Annotated in this window: 11 protein-coding genes and 1 pseudogene; all 12 read right to left on the bottom strand. The window is 56.9% G+C overall.

All coding sequences use genetic code 11. The features are described from left to right. Positions 1-4: 4 nt before the first annotated feature. Complete coding sequence (locus Q0331_RS03265; protein WP_298074845.1) at positions 5-403, bottom strand: Gp19/Gp15/Gp42 family protein; 399 nt, start codon at positions 401-403, stop codon at positions 5-7. Then, positions 403-564 carry a hypothetical protein gene (locus Q0331_RS03270; RefSeq protein WP_298074847.1) on the bottom strand — a complete coding sequence of 54 codons (162 nt, stop codon included), beginning with the start codon at positions 562-564 and terminating at the stop codon, positions 403-405. Before Q0331_RS03270 ends, Q0331_RS03265 begins: the two co-directional genes overlap by 1 nt. Further along, on the bottom strand, positions 564-1,469 hold the full coding sequence (locus tag Q0331_RS03275; protein WP_298074849.1) for a phage major capsid protein: 906 nt from the start codon (positions 1,467-1,469) through the stop codon (positions 564-566). Before Q0331_RS03275 ends, Q0331_RS03270 begins: the two co-directional genes overlap by 1 nt. Positions 1,470-1,480: 11 nt before the next feature. Beyond that, positions 1,481-1,978 (bottom strand): hypothetical protein, encoded by a 498-nt coding sequence (locus Q0331_RS03280; protein ID WP_298074851.1) that lies wholly within the window; start codon positions 1,976-1,978, stop codon positions 1,481-1,483. Between the two features lie 44 nt (positions 1,979-2,022). Then, positions 2,023-2,826, bottom strand: a complete 804-nt coding sequence (locus Q0331_RS03285) for a hypothetical protein (RefSeq protein ID WP_298074853.1) — start codon at positions 2,824-2,826, stop codon at positions 2,023-2,025. 49 nt (positions 2,827-2,875) lie between these two features. Then, positions 2,876-4,273, bottom strand: a complete 1,398-nt coding sequence (locus Q0331_RS03290; RefSeq protein WP_298074854.1) for a phage portal protein — start codon at positions 4,271-4,273, stop codon at positions 2,876-2,878. 24 nt (positions 4,274-4,297) lie between these two features. Further along, the gene (locus Q0331_RS03295) at positions 4,298-5,959 is read right to left on the bottom strand and encodes a hypothetical protein (RefSeq protein WP_298074855.1); all 1,662 of its coding nucleotides are present in this window, start codon (positions 5,957-5,959) and stop codon (positions 4,298-4,300) included. After that, positions 5,946-6,248, bottom strand: coding sequence for a hypothetical protein (locus Q0331_RS03300; RefSeq protein ID WP_298074856.1), 303 nt, complete (start codon positions 6,246-6,248; stop codon positions 5,946-5,948). Before Q0331_RS03300 ends, Q0331_RS03295 begins: the two co-directional genes overlap by 14 nt. A 139-nt stretch (positions 6,249-6,387) precedes the next feature. Continuing rightward, complete coding sequence (locus tag Q0331_RS03305) at positions 6,388-6,810, bottom strand: hypothetical protein (protein ID WP_298074857.1); 423 nt, start codon at positions 6,808-6,810, stop codon at positions 6,388-6,390. A gap of 5 nt (positions 6,811-6,815) precedes the next feature. Then, positions 6,816-7,166: a hypothetical protein gene (locus Q0331_RS03310; protein WP_298074858.1), complete on the bottom strand. Its 351-nt coding sequence runs from the start codon at positions 7,164-7,166 to the stop codon at positions 6,816-6,818. Positions 7,167-7,201: 35 nt separating this feature from the next. Then, positions 7,202-8,011 carry an N-acetylmuramoyl-L-alanine amidase gene (locus Q0331_RS03315; RefSeq protein WP_298074859.1) on the bottom strand — a complete coding sequence of 270 codons (810 nt, stop codon included), beginning with the start codon at positions 8,009-8,011 and terminating at the stop codon, positions 7,202-7,204. Between the two features lie 73 nt (positions 8,012-8,084). Further along, positions 8,085-9,174 (bottom strand): annotated as a pseudogene (locus Q0331_RS03320) (hypothetical protein); the annotation flags it as partial.

The raw sequence follows: 9,174 nt of genomic DNA on the forward strand, positions 1-9,174 counted from the left end.
AGCGTTACCACGATCTAGAAGGCTCATAATCCTCCCTAACCATCGTCGGCATCGCCAGGAAAGTCTGAATCTTCTTACGCACACCCAGATCCGCCCACTCCTCAGGCAGAATGGTCAAACGACCATCCGCCGAAGAGTGAGACAGCATGTAGGTGTAATTACCGTCCGTCTCCTGAACATAACCCTCCGGGTTACGGACCAGGCGAATCACAGCATCCGCACACACACGAACAACCGTGCCGGCGAACGCCGGATCATCCACGATCCGATCATCCAAATCAGGGATACGCCTGCGGATCTTGTTCTCCGCATCAGCAAGACGGCTCTCAACCAGTGGACGCTCCTCCGCAGTGAGATCACGGAAGAAGCGGACCTCCACATCCTCGAAGGAAGCGATAGCCACTAGACCTCCTCAGAATCCTTAGCGGCAGGGGCAGAGCGGCGCGGAGCACGCTTCGGCTTCTCAGCAACAGCGCGCTTCCAAAGACCGCCCTTCAGAAGACGCTCACCGTAAGCCTCCCCCACCTCAACAGCACCGCCATTAATCTTGTGAACCAGCTTCATTAGGCAGTCACCTTCACAAACGCATCCTTATCGTGAACGCGCAGGGCAAACTCAGCCTCGCAACGAACAGCAACAAGGTTGTGCTGCCACAGGGAAGTCAGGCCAGAACCATCCTGCTCAGCAGACAGATCCAGGGTCGCCTGGTCAGTCACGTCGTAGGAAATACCGCCGATCTGGCCCCAGATGACCTTGGAGAAATCGCCGTAGTAACCCAGAGTCTGAGCCTCGGAATCACCAGCAGCGACACCCTCAGCGATAGTCACAGGGCGAGACAGGATACGGCCCGTACGAGTCAGAGAGTTAGTCTCAGTGTAGGTCGGCTCGATGAACAGCGGACGGTTGTTCGCATCGACAGAACCGTTGATGATCGGCTCCGTACGCGCATCCAGCAGGCCGCCGGTCCACTTCTTACCATCCTCAACCAGCAAGGACAGCGCATTGTTAGTGGCGGAGAACGCATCCTTGCCCAGGGATACAGTCTTAGTGGTCTGATCAATGTAGTCACCGAACGGCGTGTTAGTGCCGTGCAGAGCCGCATCATCGAACGCCTTAGCGAAAGCCTCAGCAACCTTCTGGCGCATCACGTTGATATAGTTCTCCGGGTTCGCACGAACAACCTCGGAGGACATTGCGAAAATAGCTGCAATCTTCTCCGGCTTAACAGTGAACTTGTCGAAACCACCCTTGGTCAGCGGCTTCTTGCCACCCTCATCAACCCAGGAAGCCTGAACATCGCCATCCCAGAACGGGACAGAAACACCAGTCGGGCCCATCGGAATCTTACGAGCCAGCGGCTGCACCAGAGACTTACGAGTCATCTCCTCGAAGATCGGAGCCGCCTTCTCCGGCTCCAGGAAGCCGGAAAAATCAGCAGTGCTTGCATACTTGTTAGGGTCAATCGCCATTAAAAAATCTCCTATCGATTAACGGCACGGGTCACCGCAGCCAACAGCGGATCCCCGTTCAACGGAAGTGAATTACCCGAACCCTGCGACGGGTCCGTAGCCTTAGACTCTGACCTCTGCTGTTCTTCTGTAGTAAACAGCTTCTTCAGCTCCTCAGCGTGGGAAACAAGCTCCTCGGACGTCTCGCCCTTCAGAAGCTCAGCAAACGAGATCACCTTGCTGGAATCAATCCCAGCCTGGATAGCGACCTTCAAACGGTCAACCTCGTAACGAGAACTGCCAACCTCGTCTTCCTTCTCCGCGATCTTCGCCTCTAGCTCCTCAACGCGCTTCTGGAAATCAGCAGCAACCTCCGCCTTAGCGGACTCAACAGCCTCGTTCTTTTCAGTCCGATACTTAGCAGCCTGATTATTCGCCTTCGTGATCTGCTCACGAGCCCAATCCGGCAAAACCTCGTTCTGAGGCTCCTCGGAAGAACCAGACTCAACGCTAGACTTATCTTCGGACACAATACCTCCTGGGTAACGCCCCCGCCTGGAGGGCATGAAACAAACTAGAACTTAGACAGGTACTCCGTGTAAACCCCGGCCTCAGCAGCCCGGCGGAACGCGTTAATCGCATCCTTACCGAAGTACCCCTCAGTGACATCGCGCCACATCATCTCAGCCGCCTTGTGGCGACTACGACCCTCCCAATCGTTCAGCTTAAACACCGGAACAATCTTGCAATCACACCCGGTATGCCAAGCGTGCATGTGCTCCTTAGTGTCGAACGTCTGAGAGCCCGTCGTCTGCAAAGCCTCCCGCGTATCCAGCTTAGAACCCGCCGTCTTCGGCGTAGCATAAACCGGGCCTCGGGACACCAGCATCAAACACCACCCGCAAGTTTCCTTACCAGTGGCAACGCGCGCCCAGCCTCGCACCCTCCCGGGGGACGAGCGGGAACGCTTCTTAGGCCGATCCTTAGGATCGGCATTGCCGACCGTGAACTCCTCATCAGAATCAACGAACTCAACCCCATCATCCTCATCGAAGAAAGGATCAGGCTCCTCAACCGCTTTCATGATCGTCCAACGACCGGCATTCTCAACAGTCCGAGCAGCTCGCATAGCAGCCACCCGAACATCGTTATCCGTAGACCCCTGACGCCGGAACCTCGGATAAACCTCCTCCATATCCTCTACGAACCGCTCGAACGTAGGAATCTGGAGGAAAATATCGTGACGCGGAGCCCCCGGAAACACCCGAGCACGCTCCTCGTCGTAGAACCTGCGAGCAACCCTCGCAGACTCAACAGCGGCGGGCTCCACAACCCCGAACAGCAACCGAAGCACAGCCAACCAAACACGCCGGCTCATGCTACGGTTCTTGTACGGGGACAAAGCCAGCGGAACCGAATCCAAAACACTACGGTTCGCTTCCGCCTGAAGCCTCTCCATCGTCCTCAGCCTCACCGCCAGACACCCCCTCAAAACCCTCAGGGGCACCCGACGGGTACAACGACGCCATCTGAGACAACGGAGACTCCCGGTCCTGCTCCCTCATCTGGCGACGCTGCTCAGCCGTGTAACCCATATCAATGCGAGCCTGCTCAAGCGTAATAATGCCGTTACCGTCGGCCCACATCTTCATAACCGCATCAGCCTTAGCCTGGAACGTCGGAGTACCCGGATCACGCCACACAGTCTCCATGCGAAAATCATCAACCGTCAGCTTCGAGCCCATAACAAGCTTCGCCAAACGCATAGCTTGCTCCCACGCGCCGCCAAACATCGCGCACAAACTCTCGCAAGACCGCACCAGGCGAGACTCGGAAGAGCGAATAGCCTCAGCAGACGCAGGGTTATCATTAGAGTAAGACAAGTACTGCGGAGGTAAACCAGTGTAAGCCGCAGCCAGCTTCAGCATGTGGCTAATGGCCTCAGTAAAGTTGCGCAGCTCAGCCGACGGCAAACTAATCGCCTTAGCCTGAGGATCCTCAACCACGATGTACGACGAAGTGTAAACATCCAGCGCAGTCTGATCCTCGCCCTTGATCTCGTCGATCGTAGAGCCGAAAATCATGCGCTGCGGGGTCGCCATGAGTTCCGAAGTCGTCTGCATATTCATCATCGCACGGCTCATCGCGTCCGTGATCGAACGAATCTCCGGCGTAATCGCAGACGAGCCGTACATATCCATGCTCGAACCCGAATGCACCATCGGAGCTACCGGAACAGCACCAATGTTGTGCCTGATCGTCTCCGACAGCTTCAACTGACCATTCTCAGAGCTGTACAGCTCCGTACGATCCTTGAAATACAGGGTCGCAGCAAGCGTATCCCCGAACTCATCCTTAACCACGCGCACCGCCCACTCAACATCGCGCGTGCGCGGGTCAACCTTCGCATACAAGCTCAGGGGGGACTCAACACGGATGATCGGGACCCCATCCACCTGGAACGGGTTACCGTCCTCCAACCCCTCACCAGGGGCGGACACCGTAATGTAAGCACGCCCGTAGGTCAGAGCATCAACGAACGACAGCTTAGCCAGGTTATCCAGACCGTTAGCCTTAAACCAGGACCACAGCTCTTCGTCATCCTCGCTCGAATCCCCAACACGGAACCCCTCGATGATCAAACGATCAGCAAGCGCGTTTACGTAAATCCTCGGCACACCGACCTGCGCCAGCAAAGTCCGCAGCTTAGGAGGAGTAGCCACACCAATGGCCATATCACGCTCAGTAGCGTTGTAGTAGTTCGCAGACTCAGCAAACCCCTGCTGCCCCTGCTCAAACGCATCAACAGCATCCTCGATAGACACCTCAACAACACCAGCAACCACTAGCTAGATCGAACCTCCCTTCCTAGCAGAACCACGGTAACTCTTCGACAGCATGTACTCCTGACGAGCACCAAAAGCCAGAATCGCAGTAACCGCACCATCAATCTTGCGCGAAGAATCCTTCGACTCCTTACGCACCGACACAGCATCATAATTAGTGGGATGCCTATGGCAGTTCAGCACGTACCACCGCAACCCAGGATCCCCATCGTGGACCAACTCACCCTCGATCACAGCATCGAGGAACTTCTCGCAATCCAAAGCAAAACGCTTCTTCAACCCGCGCATATCAAACGCGACCGGGTTATTCGGAGACGCCTTGACCTTCAGCTTCCGCTTAAAATCACGGCCCCACTCATCAACGTAAGACTCAAACTCGTGAACATCAGCGCGGAACCCGACAACCTTGTACCGCTCAAACATTGAGCGGACAACCGCATCCACATCCTCTCGGGGAATCTCCCCGCCAGGGCACTTCTCCGGGTCCCAGCTCTTGATCAAAAACACTGCGCCATCTTCCACACGACACGCAGAAACCGCCGTATGGTCGTTCGACTTCGAACCATCGAAACCTAGCGTGATCTTGTCCCCAGGCTGGAGAGCAACATCCTGCTGACATAAATCCCACTCCTTCGGGCTAATCCAAGAATCCTCAGCAGCGTTAACCTGGTTCAAAAACTTGCGCCGCGACTCCGAAACCGGGTTACGAATATCCAGGATCGAAGCCACAATAATGTCAATATCCAGCCACACCGCATCCCCACGAGCCTTGCGAAGCCCGGCCTTCAAAGCCTCAACGCCAGCGGCAAACCCCTCGGGATCCTCCTCCTGAGACGGAATCTCAGACACCGGAGTATCCGGCGGAGCCTCCAGCGCATCGTAAAGAACACCAGTATCGATCGCCTTGCCGGCGGCAATCTTCAGGTAGGCATCCCAGTAATCCTCACCAACAGAATCCTGGCCAGGGATATGGGCGTTACAAATGCTCAACGAACGGCACGTACCGTACGCCGACTTCGTAACGTTACCCTCAACCACCTCAGCCATCCGCTTACCATCGTTCTGCTCGATCCACCACTGGATCTCGTTCTGGAGAATGAACGTTGGACGCTTACCCTCCAAAGCCAGCGGAGAGCTCGTAACACCCTCGATCATCTTCCCACGCCCGTCGTAAACCAGCGTCTTGTGAAGATCGAGCTTGAACTCCTCCTTCAGCTTCGGGGAAACCAGCGACGGAAACATCGTGAACGTGTTGCGTGTCTGGTCCTGAGACACAGCCACAATCTGAACCCACGGATCGTACTTAGGCTTACCAACCGGCTGACCATCATCATCGAAGTGCGAAAACTCGACAGGGCCGCACAACTCAGCCAGCGCCATAGCGCCTGCCAAAGGATCCTTGCCCCACCCCTTCAGGCGGCGCAAAACACCCTGGCGATACACAAACCGGCCATCCTCATCAACCGCGTACCACCACACCAGGAAACGAACCTGCTCCAGCGTCGGCATAAACGGCTCACCGGCATGAGGGCCACCAGGGGTAAGCACGTACTCGTACAGCCAGTTAATAACACCCCAGCCAAGGGAACGCTCCGGCATGATGAACCGACCATCATCGCCGCGCGTCCACGTAGGACCTACAACCCCCGGCTCAGTCATCACCATCGCTATACCTCTTCAACCACTCGTTGTACGACAAAAACTTCGGAGGAGGCAGCTTCAACCCAAGCTCGGCCGCCCACACCTCCAGCTGGCGCATCTTCTCAGTAACCCACACGATGTAGCGGTGCTGCGTACGCTCCGTCTCCTCCAGGTGAGAAATCCTAGCCCGGAGCTCACGATTATCCGCCTTGCGAGCCTCATCAACCCGCCGAATCTCATCCCGCAAATCCTGAGTACGCCGCCGATCCAGCTCCTCCTCAACCTTCGCCCTGCGCTGAAGATGCCTCTGCACGTTCCGGGAGATCAAACCAAAAACGCCAAACTTCTCCCTAGCAGTCTTCTCAGAGAAGATGGCGTTAGATCCAAAAACAAGGAAAGCAAACCCGACAAGGAACTGGACCAGAGTATTGCCCGAAGCCGAGCTAAACCACTCACCCCAATCCAAGAGCCTCATCCTCCTTCTCCTTGCGGATCCGCAAAACCCCCTCGCGAACAGAGATGGACGAGCCAATGACCAGCCACATCAAACCCCGCACGGCATGATCAGCAAACACGCGCCAATCATCCGGCGGAACCTGAAGCAGCGTCTCATCCAGCACATGCCACGCAAACATCGAGTACGTAGCGAACGCCATGAAACACCCGTTCGCCAGCACCGCGTACCGCCTAGACAACAGCCCGACCAGGACAACAGCAGCACTCGCCAAGCACGCGGTACCCCAGATAGCAGCCTCAGCGCCACCCAAATCCAACGCCCGTTCACGAACGTAAGGATCGCTCCACAGCAGGTCAGCACCACGAGCAGCAATCTGCACCAGCGAAAGCCAGACAAAAACCTGCAACGTCCTAGTCAAAGCAACTAACCCCCAGCAGACTCGCCGGCGTTGTACTCCTCAACCAGAGCATCCAGATCATCGAGCGACTCCTCCACCACAAGCGGGGTCTCGCCCACAAAATCACCCGAAGCGCGGGACACCTTAGCCATCTGCGACTTCGACCAACCGTTCGGCGTAAACTTCACGCCAACCACGGTCGCCAGGAAACCAACCAGAACAACAACAGCGTTACCCCAACCGTTATCCAGGATCGGGGTAGAAGCAAGATAGCCAACCACGGTCGCCAGGAAACCGACAACCGCAGTCACCGTGTTAGAATTACGCTTGAACCACGACTGCTCACGAAACTTCTGGTTCAGGTAAGTACCAGTCAAATCCAACGCAGCGTTAGAACCATCCAAAGCCAAAACTAACCCACCTTCTTCTCAAGCGAATCCAGGCGACGGCTAAGCGCCTCCAGCTGCTTCACAATCTTCTCCGTATTAGCGCGAGCAACAAACGAATGCGCATCCGCGTTAAACAAAGCATCCCTCGGAGTCATAGTCACCTTCGACCCCGCAACGCGCGAACGGTACTTGCGCTTAATCTGATCAAACGCCACGTCATCCTCCTTCACCGCCGCCTTAACAGCAAAAGGCGGATTATTGATATACCTATTAACCCGAGCGCGGAACACGTTCATGTCCATCACAGCGCCCGACTTACAGTTACCCGCACCAGGGTCCCACTTGCCCTGGACATGGCGCGAGTACTCCCAGTGCGACAGCAACGTCTGAGTAGTCGCCTGCTTACCCAGGAACCACAGGATCGCAGCGCACACCCTGTAGTACGCATCCAACTCCTTGGCCGGCCACGGCGACACACCGTCAGACTCAGCCTCGATGCCGATGCTCTCCCAGTTCGCGTTGTTCGTCTGCCAACCAGGGTAAGAACCCCGGCCAGCGTGCCACGCGATACCAACACCGCACACCGTCGCAACACCATCGCGCGACAAGTGAATCTGGGAACACAAACCCAGCGAAGGATGCCGAGCAATGTTCCACGGGCTATACTTGTTCGAACCGATGTGGTGAACAATAATGCCCTTGATCTTCCCGAAATCACCGTGGCCACGGTTGAACGCGCCGTCCAACACCCTCGTCTCAACCCCGAAAGCCCTCAGGACCTCCGGGAGAAACGTAGGGTCGCCACGCCAGCCCGGGTTCGGCTTAACCGCCAAAACAACCCCCTCCTATAAGGCAACCCGCCGCAGCGGGGCTTACCTGCCTACGCAAGCATCCCTTAATCGCCTGTTACGTGAAAACAATGTTTGCAGCGCCCATCGGAGGCGTAAAGCCCTCAGGTATCTCGAACCTGAGGTCTCCATCCACAAACTCACCGTGAAAAACCTTAAACTTCGGAGAAGCCACCCTTTCAAGGAGAGCGCGTTGCTCCTCCTCCGAGGTAGGCTCTTCCGCCTCGGTCATGGCCGCGAGGATACTTTTACCGTCGAACGACCAGCCGCACATTGAGGCTCCGGCGATCGCCCTATCTTTGAGCTCCTGCTCAAGCTTCGACCCCTTAACGCGCACTGTGACCGTAGTAGTGTCCTCATTTCCCCACATTGCGAGGAAGGGGTCCGCCGTGGGAAAGCTCAGCACAACATTGATGCCCTGAGAAAGGGCCGACAGTTTTTCTTTGTAATTCCCGGACACGAGGTCTACATCGATCTCCTCAAAGGAAGGGAGATTCCCGCCTCCTCCACCAGACTCTAAGGTCTCAAGCTTCTCATCCACATAACCCCTGCTCACCAGGTGCTCAGGAGCGGATGCGGGCTCCGTAGCCTCCACCGTGCCGTGCAGCACCACCCGCGACGACACCCCCAGCGGTTTCAGAAAGAACTTGGGCACCCCGATGTGGGTTTCACCGGGTGCGGTAACCCGGTGGCCGGGACCAATTGCGGTAGCGCAGTCAGCGTTAGCCTGCGAGGACGTACCGATAGCGGTAGCGCCCTCGGCGCTGGCCTTTGAGTAGCTGCCGATAGCGGTGGAGCTGTCACCCTCCGCGTCCGCGGCGTATCCGATAGCGACGGAGGAGGTGCCTTTGCCATAGGTCTCCCAACCAACGGCCAGAGACTTTGCCCCCTCGGCCAGGGGATCTGCACCACTACCCTGCACAGCAACGCCACGCGCACCGCCAGCCCCGGGCTCACCAGGAGGACCCTGAGGGCCAGGATCGCCCTTAGGGCCTTCAGGTCCCTGCGGCCCCGGCTCTCCCTTGAGAGATAGCTTCTCAGCCTCGGACAGCGCAGCGAACGTGACCTCGCCATCCTTACCAGCAGGACCCTCATCACCCTTAGGGCCCGGAATACCCTGAATGCCTTGGGGACCGCGAGCACCGCGA

The sequence above is a fragment of the uncultured Corynebacterium sp. genome (genome assembly GCF_937999985.1).
Taxonomy (GTDB): domain Bacteria; phylum Actinomycetota; class Actinomycetes; order Mycobacteriales; family Mycobacteriaceae; genus Corynebacterium.